Consider the following 14,190-nt stretch of genomic DNA (forward strand, 5'->3'; position numbering starts at 1 on the left):
TTCGGGTCACTGCAATGATTGAATGGATCGTGTCGCCGGGGCTGACCGACTTTCGTAGCGCCGAGGCTTGGATGGAAGCGCGGGTAGATGCGATACTGTCCGGTGTGGCGCACGAATGTATCTGGCTGGTCGAACATCCGCCCCTCTATACTGCGGGCACCTCCGCACGCGAGGCGGATCTGAAGGATCCCGACTGGTTTCCGGTCTATCCGACGCGGCGGGGCGGACAGTACACCTATCACGGACCGGGCCAACGGGTCGTCTATGTCATGCTCGATGTCGGCGCGCGCGGGCGCGACGTTCGGCTGTTCGTTCAGAACCTCGAAGCATGGATCATCGCCGCACTCGACCGGTTTAACGTCGCGGCCGGCCTCCGCGATGGTCGGGTGGGCGTTTGGGTAGAGCGGCCCGAAAAGGCCCGAACGATTTCCAACCAGACCGCGGAAGACAAGATCGCGGCGATCGGTATCAGGCTGCGCAAATGGATCAGCTTTCACGGCATCGCCATTAATGTCGAGCCGGATCTGGACCATTTCAGCGGTATCGTCCCCTGCGGGATCTCCGCACACGGAGTGACCAGTCTTGTGGATCTTGGTCTGCCTGTAACGATGGGCGATCTCGATCTGGCGCTGCGCGAAACCTTCACTGAGGTTTTCGCGGAGAGTCCCCAACCGGTTTGAGAGCGCCGGACGATCACGGCACACAGGATCACGCTGCGTCCCGGTCCCGGCGGAGCCGCTGATACTCATCTATCAGTTCCATCAACCGCTCTATCCGCATCGGTTTTTCGCAAAAGCTGTGCACGTTGGGATCTGCATCCGCGCGCGCGTGGTCCGCCAGCAGCAGAGATGTAGACAGCATGACAATAATCAGCTGCCCGTTCGTCGCGATATCAAGCGCGCCATAGCGCTCCAGGAATTCGAAACCGCCCATGCGGGGCATGTTGATATCGAGAAAGATGAGTTCGGGCAAAGCCACTCCGGCGGCTAGATCGCGTTCGATGATTTCGAGCGCCTCCTGCCCATCGGTTGCAACCTCGATCGTACGCGCGCGGCCGGAACTTTTGATCACGCGGGTGTGCATCATGTTTGTCACAGCGTCGTCGTCGACGAGCAGAATACGGTCAAGCGGCTCCATCGGGGGCCTCCTCTTTTCGAAAAACAATTTTGAATTCGGCGCCCTGCCCTTTCGTGGACGACACCGTGATCTGGCCGCCGGCCCTCTTGATCCGGCGTTGGGCACAGTGCAGCGCCATTCCATCGCCGTGGGGTGCCTTGTGCGCCCGCTGGAACAGCCCGAAAACCTTGGGTAGATCGGCCGGAAGGGAAAGCCCCGTGCCATTATCCGCGACACTTAATGTCGGACCGTCAGGCTCCTCGCTGAATTTTAACACAATGCGCGCAGGACGCGCGGGATCGGCATAGCGAACCGCATTGTCGACCACCGCTTCCAGCACACTGTCAATCTCCACAGGACAGTAAGACACCCAACTGTCGTTCGGAATATCGACCTCCACCTTTGCACCGCTTTGCACCAAAGCAGGCCTGAGCGTGTGCAACGTTTTGCGTGCCACTACCGACAGGTCGGACGGGAGAAACTTCGGCTCGTCCGCGAGCCTGATCTGCGAGATCCGGACAAGCGCTGCGATCTTGTCGTTCAACTGCTGCGCGCAGGTACTGATCCAGGCAACCTCCTCGGCCTGCTCCTGGGTCATGGTATCGGTGGATTGTTCGAGCATGTGACCCAGCCGGCAAAGATTGTTGACCGGCACTTTGAGATCGTGGGTCGCGGTGTAGGTGATGTCTTCCAGTTCACTCAGCGCATTTTCCAGTTCTACCGTGCGTTCCCTGATGCGCATCTCAAGTTCCGTGTTCAAATCTGCAAACGCCTGCGTCCGCTGTGCGACTTGCGCCTCCAAGTCCGCATTCAGCTCCGCAAGTCGCAACACCGCTTCCTTCTTGACCGTCATGTCGCTTGCGCAGCCGATATGCCTGAGCACGCGGCCGTTTGCGGCACGGTCGAACACTGCGTCGACGGATCGCAACCAGATAACTTTATTCGTTTTCGTCAGGACACGGTAATCCACAGTACACTGCCGACCGTCCGCCAGATCCGCGATCTGCGCCAGATGCGTTTCGATCAGCGGTGCGTCGTCCGGATGGATCACATGCATCATCATCGCGCTGCCCATCGCGCGAATTTCTTCCGAGCTGTACCCCAGATGGACCCCTACCGAGCGGTTCGTATACACGTTCTCTCCCGTCTCGTGATCGAACACATAGACAAACCCCGGCATCAGGCCGATCACCTGCTCGATCGTCGGCGCGCGCAGCGCGTGCGGCGGCTGCGCATCTGCCTCCGCTCGGGCCGGCCCGGCGATGTGGAGGGGATCGGGCAGTGTCACGGGATCAACCTTATCATTCCAGAATTACCTGCCTATTTTTCCCAAACTGCCTTTCAATATTCTTAACCGATGGGGGCAGAGCTTCGGTAAGGTCCGTAAAAATTGTCATTCATGTCATCGGCAAGCAGAACGCCGCCGTCGGGGGCGATACGGCAGATGCGGCATCTTGAAAATAACTGCCCCTGCGACCATCGCGCCCATTGCCCTGCCTGACGCATGGTTTTACAAGGTTGCGAAGTGCGCTACTGCGTTTTGCCAACAGGCGCGGTGCGTTTAATGTATAGTTTTAGGAGGCACCGCATGGCAGACGCAGCCATTCACGGGCACGACCATGAAGACGAACGCGGGTTTTTCACGCGCTGGTTCATGTCCACCAACCACAAAGACATCGGGATTCTCTACCTGATCGTTTCCGCTTTCGTCGGTTTCATATCTGTGGCTTTCACCATCTACATGCGTCTGGAGCTCATGCATCCCGGCGTTCAGTACATGTGTATGGAAGGCGCGCGTTTCATCGCCGATTCCTCGGCGACCTGTACGCCGAACGGACACCTCTGGAACGTTCTGATCACCGGGCACGGCATCCTCATGATGTTCTTCGTCGTGATTCCGGCGCTGTTCGGTGGCTTCGGCAACTACTTCATGCCGTTGCAGATCGGCGCGCCCGACATGGCGTTCCCACGCATGAACAACCTGTCTTTCTGGCTGTATGTCGCCGGTACGTCGCTGGCTGTATGCTCCGTCCTGCTTCCGGGCGGCAACGGTCAGGCGGGTTCTGGCGTCGGTTGGGTTCTGTATCCGCCGCTGTCGGTGAAAGAAGGCGGCATGTCGATGGACTTCGCGATCTTCGCGGTCCACGTATCCGGCGCGTCGTCCATCCTTGGCGCGATCAACATGATTACGACGTTCCTGAACATGCGCGCGCCCGGCATGACACTGTTCAAGGTGCCACTGTTCTCATGGTCGATCTTCGTCACAAGCTGGCTGATCCTTCTGTCGTTGCCGGTTCTGGCCGGGGCAATCACGATGCTGCTGATGGATCGCAACTTCGGTTTCGCGTTCTTTGATCCGGCAGGCGGCGGTGATCCAGTCCTGTACCAGCACATCCTGTGGTTCTTCGGTCACCCCGAAGTGTACATCATCATTCTGCCCGGCTTCGGCATCATTTCCCACATCATTGCCACCTTCTCGCGCAAGCCGATCTTTGGCTACCTGCCGATGGTCTGGGCGTTAATCGCGATCGGTGTTCTGGGTTTCGTCGTCTGGGCGCACCACATGTACACCGTCGGGATGAGCCTTAACCAACAAGCCTACTTCATGCTGGCCACAATGGTGATTGCCGTTCCGACCGGCGTCAAAGTCTTCTCGTGGATCGCAACCATGTGGGGCGGTTCGGTCGAATTCAAGACACCGATGCTCTGGGCCTTCGGCTTCCTGTTCCTGTTCACCGTCGGTGGCGTGACAGGCATCGTTCTCAGCCAGGCTGCCGTGGACCGTTACTATCACGATACCTATTACGTCGTGGCACACTTCCACTATGTGATGAGCCTCGGTGCCGTGTTCACCATCTTTGCGGGGATCTATTTCTACCTGCCCAAGATGACGGGCCGGATGTATCCTGAATGGGCCGGTAAGCTGCATTTCTGGATGATGTTCATCGGTGCGAACCTGACCTTCTTCCCGCAACACTTCCTGGGCCGTCAGGGCATGCCGCGTCGCTACATCGATTATCCCGATGCCTTCGCGTACTGGAACCTGTGGTCCAGCTGGGGCGCCTTCCTGTCCTTCGCTTCGTTCGTGTTCTTCTTCGGAATCATAGCCTATACGCTGACACGCGGTAAGCGCGTCACCGAGAACAACCCTTGGAACGAATACGCGGACACGCTGGAGTGGACACTGCCCAGCCCGCCACCGGAGCACACCTTCGAGCAGTTGCCGAAGCGTGAAGACTGGGACAAGGTCCACAGCCACTAAATCTGGCTGAGGCACCGAAATCTGAGGGGCTCCAACGGCGGTTGGAGCCCCTTTTCAGTCTGCGCTGCATCGTTCATTTGCGGTATGTTGCGTGTTTTTAAAGACCTGCATCTTGGCGCGGACGGCAAGCTTGCTCGGTAGATCTGGACCATTCGGCAAAATCACAGACGGCTCGGCCAGGTTCGATATCGCTGCGTTGGTTCTCGCACCGGTTTTGAGGGGTGCGTTCCGCGTCGCACGTCCAGCGACCCGTTTGACCCACAATGGAGCCGATCTCACATATTGTCGCATTGATTCCATCGGGCGGAGCGCTAGAAACGTTGTATGCCGTATGAATGGACATCACCTCCGCACACAACCCCGCAAACAATGCGCCTGTGGCCGCATCAATCGTTGCCCGCGCGGGGCATGGCGGCGTTTGTTCTGTCCACGTTCACTTTGATTTCGATACCGGTGCTGCCGCTGCTGGGATCCCCGATCCTGTGGGGCATGCTTCCCTTCACGCTCGCCGCTGTCTGGGGCGTCTACTGGGCGCTGCAACGCAACCACAAGGCGCGGCTGATCGAAGAAGAGCTGGTTCTCGCGGACACCACTGCCTATTTGACACGTACCGATCCGAAGGGGGAGGTGCAGAAATGGGACTGTGACCGCTATTGGACACAGGTGACGAAATACGAAAACGAAGGGCCGGTCCCGCATTACGTAACGCTGCGGGGCAAGGGCCGTGAGGTCGAGATCGGATCGTTCCTGAGCGAGGAAGAGCGCATCGCACTCTATGACGACCTGCGCCGCGCGCTCCTGCGATAGATCAAGTTCTAGCTGGACAGACGATCTTTCAGCATCGGTCCCACGCGGCTAAAATCCATCTGCCCGGTATAGTTCGCCTTCAGCACGGCCATCGCTTTGCCCATATCGCGAATCGAGGTTGCACCGACTTCGCGCACAACCGCATCGACGGCTTCGCGCGCTTCCTCATCGCTCAACTGGCGCGGCAGGAACTCCTCGATCACGACAATTTCCGAACGCTCCGACTCCGCAAGATCAAGCCGACCGCCCTCTTCATAGGCACGCGCGGATTCGACGCGCTGTTTGGCCATCTTTCCAAGAATGGCAAGCACTTCGGCATCCCCCACCCCGTCCTCATTGCCTTCTGCGCGTGCGGCAATGTCCTTGTCCTTGATCGCGGCGTTGACCAAACGCAACGTCGACAACCGCGTCGTCGCCTTGTCTTTCATTGCCTGTTTCAGTGCTTCGTTGATACGGGTACGCAGTAGCATAAAACGCCTTTGGATCTGGTGAACTTCACATCAGTTAGAAGCCGGGACACTATCCAATAGACTCGGTACTTGCAATCCTCAGACCCTGAACGTAACACATTGAATTTGCTTGTCTTTCAATTTATAGGTCTCCTTGACCGCGCGTCCGGCTGCCGATAGGTTGCCGACGCTTGTCGCGCCCTCTTCCTCAAAGGACACCTGCCATGGCCTCTGCTGATTCCTCCCGCCCCACTGCCTGCCTTGCGCTCGCCGACGGGTCCCTGTTTTACGGTGCGGGCTTCGGTGCCACCGGACTGACGGTGGCCGAGTTGTGCTTTAACACAGCGATGACCGGCTATCAGGAGATTATGACCGATCCGTCCTACGCCGGACAGATCGTGACGTTTACTTTCCCGCACATCGGAAACACCGGTACCAATCCCGAAGATGACGAAACGGCAGAACCGGTCGCGGCGGGCATGGTCGTCAAATGGATGCCGACCGAGCCGAGCAACTGGCGGGCAGCGCAGCCCCTGTCCGATTGGCTGGCGTCGCGCGGACGCATCGCGATCGGAGGCATTGATACGCGCCGCCTGACCCGTGCGATCCGCCAGCAAGGCGCGCCACACGCCGCCCTCGCCCATAATCCCGACGGGATTTTCGACGTCGAAGAACTTGTAGCCACCGCACGGGCATTTGCCGGTCTGGAAGGGGTCGATCTGGCCAAAAACGTAACCTGTACACAGTCTTACCGCTGGAACGAGATGCGGTGGGCATGGCCGGACGGCTACGCTCCTCAGACCGCCCCAAGGCACAAGGTCGTCGCCATCGACTACGGTGCCAAACGCAATATCCTGCGCTGCCTCGCTTCGGCGGGTTGCGACGTGACGGTTCTGCCTGCCTCGGCGACTTTCGATGACGTGTTGGCGCACAGTCCCGACGGGGTCTTCCTGTCGAACGGACCGGGCGATCCGGCGGCAACCGGCAGCTACGCAGTGCCGATGATCCGCGATATCCTGGACAAGACCGAACTGCCTGTCTTCGGCATTTGCCTGGGACATCAGATGCTTGCGCTAGCGCTTGGCGGACAGACCGTCAAGATGAGCCACGGCCATCACGGCGCGAACCATCCGGTAAAGGATATGGACACGGGTAAGGTCGAAATTACCTCTATGAATCATGGATTTGCGGTCGACGGACAATCATTGCCCGCCGGTGTCGTGGAAACTCACCGATCATTGTTCGATGGATCCAACTGCGGTATCCGCATGGACGGGAGGCCGGTCTATTCCGTACAGCATCACCCCGAAGCAAGCCCCGGTCCGCAAGACAGTTACTATTTGTTCGAGCGGTTCGCCGAGGCAATGGCGGCGCGCGGCTGACCCCGCTCGGCGATTGTAACACGGTTCTGTTTCAAAGACTTACCCTCGTTGCCGCGTTAACCCGCTGTTAAGCACTTTCTGTGACACCTGTTGCTCGTGAAGCAATTTCAGGTGCCTACCCGATGAGTGATCTGTTCCTGCGCTTGTCGGATGCGGAGGTCGCACCGCCGCGCGATCCGCCTCTGGCATTGGGCCGGATACTGGTCAACGAAGGTGTGATTTCCCAGAACGATCTTGTCCATTCGCTGAATTTGCAGCGCCACATCGACGCGCCGTTGGGGGCCATTCTGGTCTCGGAAGGATTGGCAAGCCAGGACGACGTGCTGCGGATGCTCTCGCACCAGCACAATGTACCCATCGCAGATATGGACGCGGATCCGGCAGACCCCAGGTTAGGTGGGCGACTTCCTTCGCCGCTTTGCCTCAAATACAATGTCGTTCCGTGGAGCACGATGGGCGATACTCTGCTTGTCGCGACGAACCGGCCGGAGCAGTTCGACCAATTGCGCATCTGCTTGGGGCCGATGGGAAGACGGATGCTGCCGGTTCTCGTTGATGAGCAGCAAATTCGTCGCCAAATCAGTGCCCTCTACGGTGCGGAGCTGGCGCAGAAAGCAGCAGCGCGGGTTCCTGCCGTAGAAAGCTGCCGCGGGATGAAGGGAACGGCACGGTGGCGCAATTCCGTTGCGGGGATGCTTATTCTGACGTGCGTGCTTCTCCTGCTGCTCGTGCCCCTGTGGTCACTCACGGTCGCGATGATGCTGACGTTTATCACCCTGATCATGAGCACGGCGCTAAAACTTGCTGCGTGCATCGCTCAGGTCTGTGCGCCGCGCCAGTCACACCTGTCGACCGCGAGAACACAGGCTGACGCGTTCCCGCTGCCACAGGTCTCTGTTCTGGTGCCCCTGCTCAAAGAGCAGGAAATAGCCGGCAAGCTCATCCAGCGCCTGTCGAGGCTGACCTACCCGAAATCACTTCTGGAGGTCGTTCTTGTTCTTGAAGCGGATGACGAGGTAACGCGCGATACGATCGCACGGACCGAGATGCCGCCGTGGATCAACGTGATCGAAGTGCCGGGGGCAAACGGTCTCAAAACCAAACCGCGCGCGCTCAATTACGCGCTGGATTTCTGTCGCGGATCAATCATAGGCGTCTGGGATGCAGAGGATGCACCGGAGCCCGACCAGATCGAAAAGGTAGTTACTCGATTCAACGACGCACCCGCGAATGTCGCATGTTTGCAGGGGGTTCTGGACTATTACAACGCCCGGACAAACTGGATTTCGCGCTGCTTCACCATTGAGTACGCAACATGGTGGCGCGTCATTCTGCCCGGGGTCGCACGACTTGGTCTTGTGATCCCGCTTGGCGGGACCACCCTGTTCTTTCGCCGCAGCATTCTGGAAAAGCTGTCCGGCTGGGACGCGCACAACGTGACGGAGGATGCGGATCTGGGCATTCGGCTCGCGCGGCACGGCTATGTGACCGAACTCATTCCAACGGTGACATTCGAAGAAGCGAACTGTCGCGCCTGGCCTTGGGTCAAACAGCGGTCGCGGTGGCTCAAGGGGTTTCTGATCACCTGGATGGTGCATATGCGCTCTCCCGGCGCGCTGATGCGCGATCTTGGGTTCATACGGTTTCTTGGTGTCCAGACGTTGCTGCTGGCGACTTTCGTTCAATTCGCCTGTGCGCCGTTGTTGTGGTCATTCTGGATCGCGTTCGCAGGCTACCCACACCCCGTCGGTCTGGTCCTCGGCATGCCGGTCCTGCAGGCCATGGCCGTCGCATTTCTGGCCTCAGAGGTGATCAACCTGTCAATATCGGCCATCGCAGTATCCCACCGGTCCCATCGCCATTTGATGGGCTACGTCTTTACACTGCCGTTGTATTTCCCCATGGCGGCGATGTCTGCCTACAAAGCCTTGAAGGAGCTGGTGGCAGAGCCGTTCTACTGGGACAAGACCGAACACGGCATCGCGCCTGATGCCGACTAGGCCTCGGCCTCGCGCCGGGCCGCCTCCTGCTTCAGGCGCGTGGCGAAAGCGACCGAGATATGCGCACGCAAGGCGGCGTCTGCCGCGTCGCCATCGCGCGCCTCGATCGCCGATACGATCCTGTCGTGCTCCTGTTGGGCAATCTCTCCGCGCCCGACAACAGCCAGCGATGTCGTCGCCATCAACGCCATGGACCGATGGACCAGATCAAGCTGCTGGACCAGAAAGCGGTTGTGCGAAGCAAGATGGATCTGCTTGTGAAAGCGGCGGTTGGCCCGCGCCAGCGCCTGCGGATGCCCGACCAGCGCATTATCCGCATTGACCATATCGCGCAGCAGCCGAACCTCCTCTTCGGTCGCGTTGCGTGCTGCAAGGCGGGCGGCCAGCCCCTCCAATTCGCCGCGCACGACGTACAATTCCGCCACCTGGCTATGATCGAGTGACGCGACGATCAGACTGCGGCCGTCGCGAACCAGCAGGGATTGTGTCTCAAGCCGTTGCAACGCCTCGCGGATCGGTGTGCGCGAAACCCCCAACCGCTCGGCCAGCTCACTTTCCACCAGCCTGTCACCGGGGCGATAGATCCCTGTGTCGATCGCATCGAGAATCATTGAATAGGCATCGGTCGGCCCCGGACGCGCGGGAGTGGTGGCAGGGGGCAAGGCAATTCTCTTTCCTGAAGGGTACCAATATCCTAACCGGCGCGCACGCGCCTTGCAAAGGCTTCGTCGCCCCCTTGTGCCGGACCCATCTTGCCCCTAACACAAACGCCATGCCCCATGACGCCTTTTCCCATGTGACGGATTGGGTCTTTGACCTCGATCACACGCTTTATCCTCCGTCCGCGCGGTTGTTCGCGCTGATCGAGGTGCGGATGACGGCCTGGGTCATGGAGACGTTGGGTGTCGACCATGACGAGGCGGACCGACTGCGCCATCTGTACTGGCAGACCCATGGCACGACGCTGGCCGGACTGATGCGCGAACACGATGTGGACCCCGAGCCCTATCTGGTCGATGTCCATGACATACCGATGGACAGTCTGATCCCCGACCCCGATCTTGCCGCCCGCATTGCGTCCCTGCCGGGGCGGCGCATCATCTATACCAACGGCACCGCCCCCTACGCCGAGCGCGTCATACAAGCGCGGGGATTATCCGGGCTGTTCGACGCGATCTACGGTGTCGAGCATGCGGGATTTTTGCCCAAGCCCGACCACGCCGCGTTTCATACGGTGTTCACGCGCGACGGTCTGACCCCGCAAAGGGCCGCGATGTTCGAGGACGATCCGCGCAATCTGGCGGTGCCACACGCCCTTGGTATGCGGACTGTCCATGTCGCGCCCGAACGTGCGGACGCGCCGCATGTGCAATATCACACCGACGATCTATCTTCCTTTCTGGAGCGTCTGACACGCATATGAGGGGACCTTTATGACCGATAGCTGCGACATTTTGATTTCGGGCGGCGGAATTGCCGGGCTCACTGCCGCAGCCGCGTTCGGCAGCGCAGGATTTGAGGTGGTATGCGTTGACCCTGCCGCGATGAAGACGGACGCCGATTCCGACGGCGCCGACCTTCGCTCGACGGCGATGTTGCAACCCGCCCGCGCCGTTCTCGAACGCGGCGGACTGTGGGAGAGATTGGCCCCCCATGCCGCGCCTTTGAAAATCATGCGCATCATCGACGCGGGACGCGAAGACGCCACACCCCACGTCGTCCGGGAATTCGATGCGACCGAGATTTCCGAACAGCCATTCGGCTGGAATTTCCCCAATTGGCTGCTGGCCCGCGAACTGACCGCGCGCCTCAAAGCTCTCGACACGGTTGATTTTCGCCCCGGCGTGGCTACGACCCGGCTGTTCACCCGCACCGACAGCGCCAAGGTTTCGCTGAGCGACGGCAGTCGCATCACCGCAAAGCTGGTCATCGCCGCCGACGGGCGTGCATCGCCCATGCGGCAGGCCGCAGGCATCGGAGTGCACACCCGGCGATATGGCCAGAAGGCGGTGGTCTTTGCCGTGACGCATCCGATCCCGCACGAGAATGTATCGACCGAAGTGCACCGCTCCGGCGGCCCCTTCACGCTAGTCCCCCTGCCCGACCGCGACGGGCTGCCGTGCTCTGCTGTGGTATGGATGGACGATGGTCCCCGCGCCCAAGAGCGTATGGACTTGGACATTGCCGCATTCGAGGCGGAGGCCTCCGAGCGATCATGCCATCACTTCGGTCACCTCACCCTGGCCAGCAAGCGGCAAATCTGGCCCATCATCACACAACATGCGGACCGTCTGAGCGCGGAGCGGGTTGCGCTGATTGCGGAAGCCGCGCATGTCATACCGCCGATCGGTGCGCAGGGTCTTAATATGTCGCTCAACGATATCGCGACGCTGCTGGACCTTGCGGAGGCACGGCGCAACGGATTGGGGGATCAGCAGATGCTGGATGCCTATCACAAGGCGCGCTATGGCGATATTACCTTGCGGGTGAATGGCATTGATATTCTGAACCGGGTCAGCCAGGCCAACAGCGGTTTCGCGCGTGACGTCCGTGCTGCGGGGCTTAGCGCGCTCTATGCCGCACCGCCCCTGCGCAAGATGCTGATGCAGATGGGTTTGGGCGCGCGCTAGCTTTCCGCTGCTGCCTCTGCATCGAGGATCGCCGCGCGTTTTTCCACTTGTTCGACGATATGATCAACCATCTGATCATTGTTCAGTTTGTGGCTCTGAGCGCCCGCAAGATAGACCATCCCGGACCCCGCGCCGCCCCCGGTGAACCCAACGTCGGTCATCAGCGCCTCTCCGGGTCCGTTAACGACACAACCGATGATCGACAGGCTCATCGGTGTCTTGATATGTTCAAGCCGCTTTTCAAGTGTCTCGACGGTTTTGATCACGTCGAAACCCTGCCGCGCGCAGGACGGACAGGAGATGATGTTCACGCCGCGATGACGCAGGCCGAGCGATTTCAGGATCTCATAACCGACCTTGACCTCTTCGACCGGATCGGCAGACAGTGACACCCGGATCGTGTCGCCGATGCCCATCCACAACAGATTGCCCAGACCGATTGCGGATTTGATCGTGCCGCTGGTCAGCCCGCCCGCCTCGGTGATGCCGAGGTGGATCGGCGCATCCGTCTGTTCCGACAACTGCTGATAGGCTGCGGCGGCCATGAACACGTCGGACGCCTTGCAGCTGATCTTGAACTCGTGAAAATCATTGTCCTGCAAGATCTTGATGTGGTTCAATCCACTCTCGACCATCGCGTCGGGACATGGTTCGCCGTATTTCTCAAGCAGATCGCGTTCCAATGATCCGGCGTTGACCCCGATACGGATAGAACAGTTGTGGTCGCGCGCGGCGCGGATCACCTCTTTCACGCGCTTCTCATCGCCGATGTTGCCGGGATTGATCCGCAGACAGGCGGCGCCCGCCTCGGCTGCTTCGATGCCGCGTTTGTAGTGGAAATGGATGTCCGCCACCAAGGGGACAGGGCTTTCGCGGACGATCTCCTTGAGCGCGCGCGAACTTGCTTCGTCCGGTACCGACACCCGCACGATGTCCGCACCCGCCTCGGCGGCGGCCTGTATCTGTGCGATGGTTGCCTTCGCATCCGTGGTAAGGGTGTTCGTCATCGTTTGCACGGTGATCGGCGCATCGCCCCCCACAGGCACATTGCCCACCATGATCTGGCGGGACTTGCGCCGGTCGATATTGCGCCACGGACGGATATGATTGAGCGACATGTGACCCTCGTTGTACTGGTAGGTTCGACCCTACCTAGTCAACGGCCCACCACCCTGCAATGGAAAGCTGGAACTGCCGGCAAAATGCCGCGGCCCGATGTTTACTGGTCGGGTCCCGGCCGGGACGTATTCTCACGCAATTCGGCGACGAGTGTTTCCAGCGCGCTGTCCTGTCCGGGCAACGCGGGCTGGTACAGTTCGGCCAGCGCCTGCTGCTGCAAGGGCACATTCGATGTCACGCTGCCACGTCCGCCGACAGGCCCATAGTATTCGCCGTTCATCACGAAATACACAGCCCCGCTTTGACCGGTTCGCAACGTCGGCGCGTCTTCAAGCGCGGGAACATCGAATGTATCCCCTTTGTTCATGACCTTTTCGTAGATATTGGTACCGTCCGCAGCGGTGATCCGTACCCAGGTCTCGCCTGTCGCGACGACCTGAACCGCAGCTGCGGGACCTTCGACAACCTGTGGCACACGCACGCCAGCTGTCACGACCGGCGCCTCAAGCGCCTCCTGCAGCGCGGATTCGATCCCGGTGGGCGTATCCGAATTTGTCGCGGTCGCGGCCTGGGCCACGCGCGGCATGGTCGGCGCGTTGAAAATTCCACCGGCGCGCGGGTCGAGCGTGGCAATCGGCGCGTCGCGGGCAACAAGGACCGGTACATCCAGTGCCGCAGGGCGGTACAGCCGATCCAACGCTTCGACGCGCGGTGTGTCATCCAGAGTTGCCGGCGCTGCAACATCACTCGTCAAACCCTGGGCATCGGGCTCGGCTGCTTGCAACGGGTCCAGATCGGACAAAACCACTGGCGTCTGATCGACCGGTGAAACCTGCACCCGCTGGACTTCTTTCAGGACAGTCCAGCCACCGAACCCGATTGCGCCAATCAACGCGACGAGTACGAGCGTCGACCCGATCGCGCTCGGCTCGATCCGCGACAGAAAGCTGTCGCCACCGGGCGCGAAGGGCATCGCGGGGCGCGAGAAAATATCGGCGTCCGGCTGGCGTGACAAGCGATCTTCGCGGGATGGTTTTTTGACGACAGACGCTTCGGCGGACATGCCGTGCGCAACGGAAAAACCGCTCTCGGTGCAGAACGCCTTGAACGCTTTGTCGGGATCCATGTTGAGGTAGCGCGCATAGGACCGCACATATCCTGCAATGAAACCGGGGGTGTCGAATGCATCCGGATCGGCATTTTCGATCGCCGCGATGTACGATGCCTTGATCCGAAGCTCGCGTTGCACGTCGAGAAGGGATTTGCCGAGCGTTGCACGCTCTCCGCGCATCAGATCGCCAAGTCGGAGTTCAAAAGCATCAAAACCTGACGGCTCGACAATATCGTCTTCAACGCTCTTGGAGACCCAACGCCCAATCATACCGATGCCCCAGTTTACTTAGTGCCTGCCTACCCTTGGACGTA

At 59.9% G+C, this 14,190-nt stretch carries 13 protein-coding genes; 7 read left to right on the forward strand and 6 right to left on the reverse strand.

Annotated features, from left to right (window positions below):
• Window positions 1–14 precede the first annotated feature (14 nt).
• Window positions 15–680, forward strand: coding sequence for a lipoyl(octanoyl) transferase LipB (lipB, locus tag Q1A06_RS07185; RefSeq protein WP_299560812.1), 666 nt, complete (start codon window positions 15–17; stop codon window positions 678–680).
• Between the two features lie 28 nt (window positions 681–708).
• On the opposite strand, the gene Q1A06_RS07190 is transcribed toward lipB, so the two are convergent.
• Both Q1A06_RS07190 and Q1A06_RS07195 read right to left on the reverse strand, forming a co-directional pair.
• Window positions 709–1,137, reverse strand: coding sequence for a response regulator (locus Q1A06_RS07190; RefSeq protein WP_299560815.1), 429 nt, complete (start codon window positions 1,135–1,137; stop codon window positions 709–711).
• On the reverse strand, window positions 1,124–2,404 hold the full coding sequence (locus Q1A06_RS07195; RefSeq protein ID WP_299560818.1) for a PAS domain-containing sensor histidine kinase: 1,281 nt from the start codon (window positions 2,402–2,404) through the stop codon (window positions 1,124–1,126). The genes Q1A06_RS07190 and Q1A06_RS07195 overlap by 14 nt, the downstream gene beginning before the upstream one ends.
• A 300-nt stretch (window positions 2,405–2,704) precedes the next feature.
• Here Q1A06_RS07195 and ctaD point away from each other — a divergent pair, with 300 nt between their 5' ends.
• Complete coding sequence (ctaD, locus tag Q1A06_RS07200) at window positions 2,705–4,378, forward strand: cytochrome c oxidase subunit I (protein ID WP_299560821.1); 1,674 nt, start codon at window positions 2,705–2,707, stop codon at window positions 4,376–4,378.
• Between the two features lie 324 nt (window positions 4,379–4,702).
• A complete protein-coding gene (locus tag Q1A06_RS07205) occupies window positions 4,703–5,185 on the forward strand; it encodes a DUF2244 domain-containing protein (protein ID WP_299560824.1) in 483 nt (160 codons plus the stop codon).
• 8 nt (window positions 5,186–5,193) lie between these two features.
• Here the strand turns inward: Q1A06_RS07205 and Q1A06_RS07210 are convergent, their stop codons facing one another.
• Window positions 5,194–5,655 carry a GatB/YqeY domain-containing protein gene (locus Q1A06_RS07210; protein WP_299560826.1) on the reverse strand — a complete coding sequence of 154 codons (462 nt, stop codon included), beginning with the start codon at window positions 5,653–5,655 and terminating at the stop codon, window positions 5,194–5,196.
• Between the two features lie 203 nt (window positions 5,656–5,858).
• On the opposite strand from Q1A06_RS07210, the gene carA reads away from it, so the two are divergent.
• Together carA and Q1A06_RS07220 are read left to right on the forward strand one after the other, a co-directional pair.
• Window positions 5,859–7,016 (forward strand): glutamine-hydrolyzing carbamoyl-phosphate synthase small subunit, encoded by a 1,158-nt coding sequence (gene carA, locus Q1A06_RS07215; protein WP_299560829.1) that lies wholly within the window; start codon window positions 5,859–5,861, stop codon window positions 7,014–7,016.
• Window positions 7,017–7,138: 122 nt separating this feature from the next.
• The gene (locus Q1A06_RS07220; RefSeq protein WP_299560832.1) at window positions 7,139–9,016 is read left to right on the forward strand and encodes a glycosyltransferase family 2 protein; all 1,878 of its coding nucleotides are present in this window, start codon (window positions 7,139–7,141) and stop codon (window positions 9,014–9,016) included.
• Here the strand turns inward: Q1A06_RS07220 and Q1A06_RS07225 are convergent.
• Window positions 9,013–9,627, reverse strand: coding sequence for a GntR family transcriptional regulator (locus tag Q1A06_RS07225; RefSeq protein ID WP_299562022.1), 615 nt, complete (start codon window positions 9,625–9,627; stop codon window positions 9,013–9,015). The two genes, Q1A06_RS07220 and Q1A06_RS07225, sit on opposite strands and share 4 nt — an antisense overlap.
• 161 nt (window positions 9,628–9,788) lie before the next feature.
• Here Q1A06_RS07225 and Q1A06_RS07230 point away from each other — a divergent pair, with 161 nt between their 5' ends.
• Window positions 9,789–10,439 (forward strand): pyrimidine 5'-nucleotidase, encoded by a 651-nt coding sequence (locus tag Q1A06_RS07230; RefSeq protein WP_299560835.1) that lies wholly within the window; start codon window positions 9,789–9,791, stop codon window positions 10,437–10,439.
• Window positions 10,440–10,449: 10 nt separating this feature from the next.
• On the forward strand, window positions 10,450–11,646 hold the full coding sequence (locus Q1A06_RS07235) for a UbiH/UbiF family hydroxylase (RefSeq protein ID WP_299560838.1): 1,197 nt from the start codon (window positions 10,450–10,452) through the stop codon (window positions 11,644–11,646).
• Here Q1A06_RS07235 and ispG read toward each other — a convergent pair.
• Both ispG and Q1A06_RS07245 read right to left on the reverse strand, forming a co-directional pair.
• Window positions 11,643–12,764, reverse strand: coding sequence for a flavodoxin-dependent (E)-4-hydroxy-3-methylbut-2-enyl-diphosphate synthase (gene ispG, locus Q1A06_RS07240; protein WP_299560841.1), 1,122 nt, complete (start codon window positions 12,762–12,764; stop codon window positions 11,643–11,645). The two genes, Q1A06_RS07235 and ispG, sit on opposite strands and share 4 nt — an antisense overlap.
• 101 nt (window positions 12,765–12,865) lie before the next feature.
• Complete coding sequence (locus tag Q1A06_RS07245) at window positions 12,866–14,146, reverse strand: helix-turn-helix domain-containing protein (RefSeq protein WP_299560844.1); 1,281 nt, start codon at window positions 14,144–14,146, stop codon at window positions 12,866–12,868.
• Window positions 14,147–14,190: the final 44 nt, after the last annotated feature.

This window comes from uncultured Sulfitobacter sp. (assembly GCF_947497275.1).
GTDB lineage: Bacteria > Pseudomonadota > Alphaproteobacteria > Rhodobacterales > Rhodobacteraceae > Sulfitobacter.

What these genes read in the sequence shown, in the direction of transcription:
- lipB (WP_299560812.1), top strand. Translation starts at nt 15, where the DNA reads ATGATTGAATGGATCGTGTCGCCGGGGCTGACCGACTTTCGTAGCGCC.
- Q1A06_RS07190 (WP_299560815.1), bottom strand. Translation starts at nt 1,137, where the DNA reads ATGGAGCCGCTTGACCGTATTCTGCTCGTCGACGACGACGCTGTGACA.
- ctaD (WP_299560821.1), top strand. Translation starts at nt 2,705, where the DNA reads ATGGCAGACGCAGCCATTCACGGGCACGACCATGAAGACGAACGCGGG.
- Q1A06_RS07205 (WP_299560824.1), top strand. Translation starts at nt 4,703, where the DNA reads ATGCCGTATGAATGGACATCACCTCCGCACACAACCCCGCAAACAATG.
- Q1A06_RS07210 (WP_299560826.1), bottom strand. Translation starts at nt 5,655, where the DNA reads ATGCTACTGCGTACCCGTATCAACGAAGCACTGAAACAGGCAATGAAA.
- carA (WP_299560829.1), top strand. Translation starts at nt 5,859, where the DNA reads ATGGCCTCTGCTGATTCCTCCCGCCCCACTGCCTGCCTTGCGCTCGCC.
- Q1A06_RS07220 (WP_299560832.1), top strand. Translation starts at nt 7,139, where the DNA reads ATGAGTGATCTGTTCCTGCGCTTGTCGGATGCGGAGGTCGCACCGCCG.
- Q1A06_RS07225 (WP_299562022.1), bottom strand. Translation starts at nt 9,627, where the DNA reads ATGATTCTCGATGCGATCGACACAGGGATCTATCGCCCCGGTGACAGG.
- Q1A06_RS07230 (WP_299560835.1), top strand. Translation starts at nt 9,789, where the DNA reads ATGCCCCATGACGCCTTTTCCCATGTGACGGATTGGGTCTTTGACCTC.
- Q1A06_RS07235 (WP_299560838.1), top strand. Translation starts at nt 10,450, where the DNA reads ATGACCGATAGCTGCGACATTTTGATTTCGGGCGGCGGAATTGCCGGG.
- ispG (WP_299560841.1), bottom strand. Translation starts at nt 12,764, where the DNA reads ATGTCGCTCAATCATATCCGTCCGTGGCGCAATATCGACCGGCGCAAG.
- Q1A06_RS07245 (WP_299560844.1), bottom strand. Translation starts at nt 14,146, where the DNA reads ATGATTGGGCGTTGGGTCTCCAAGAGCGTTGAAGACGATATTGTCGAG.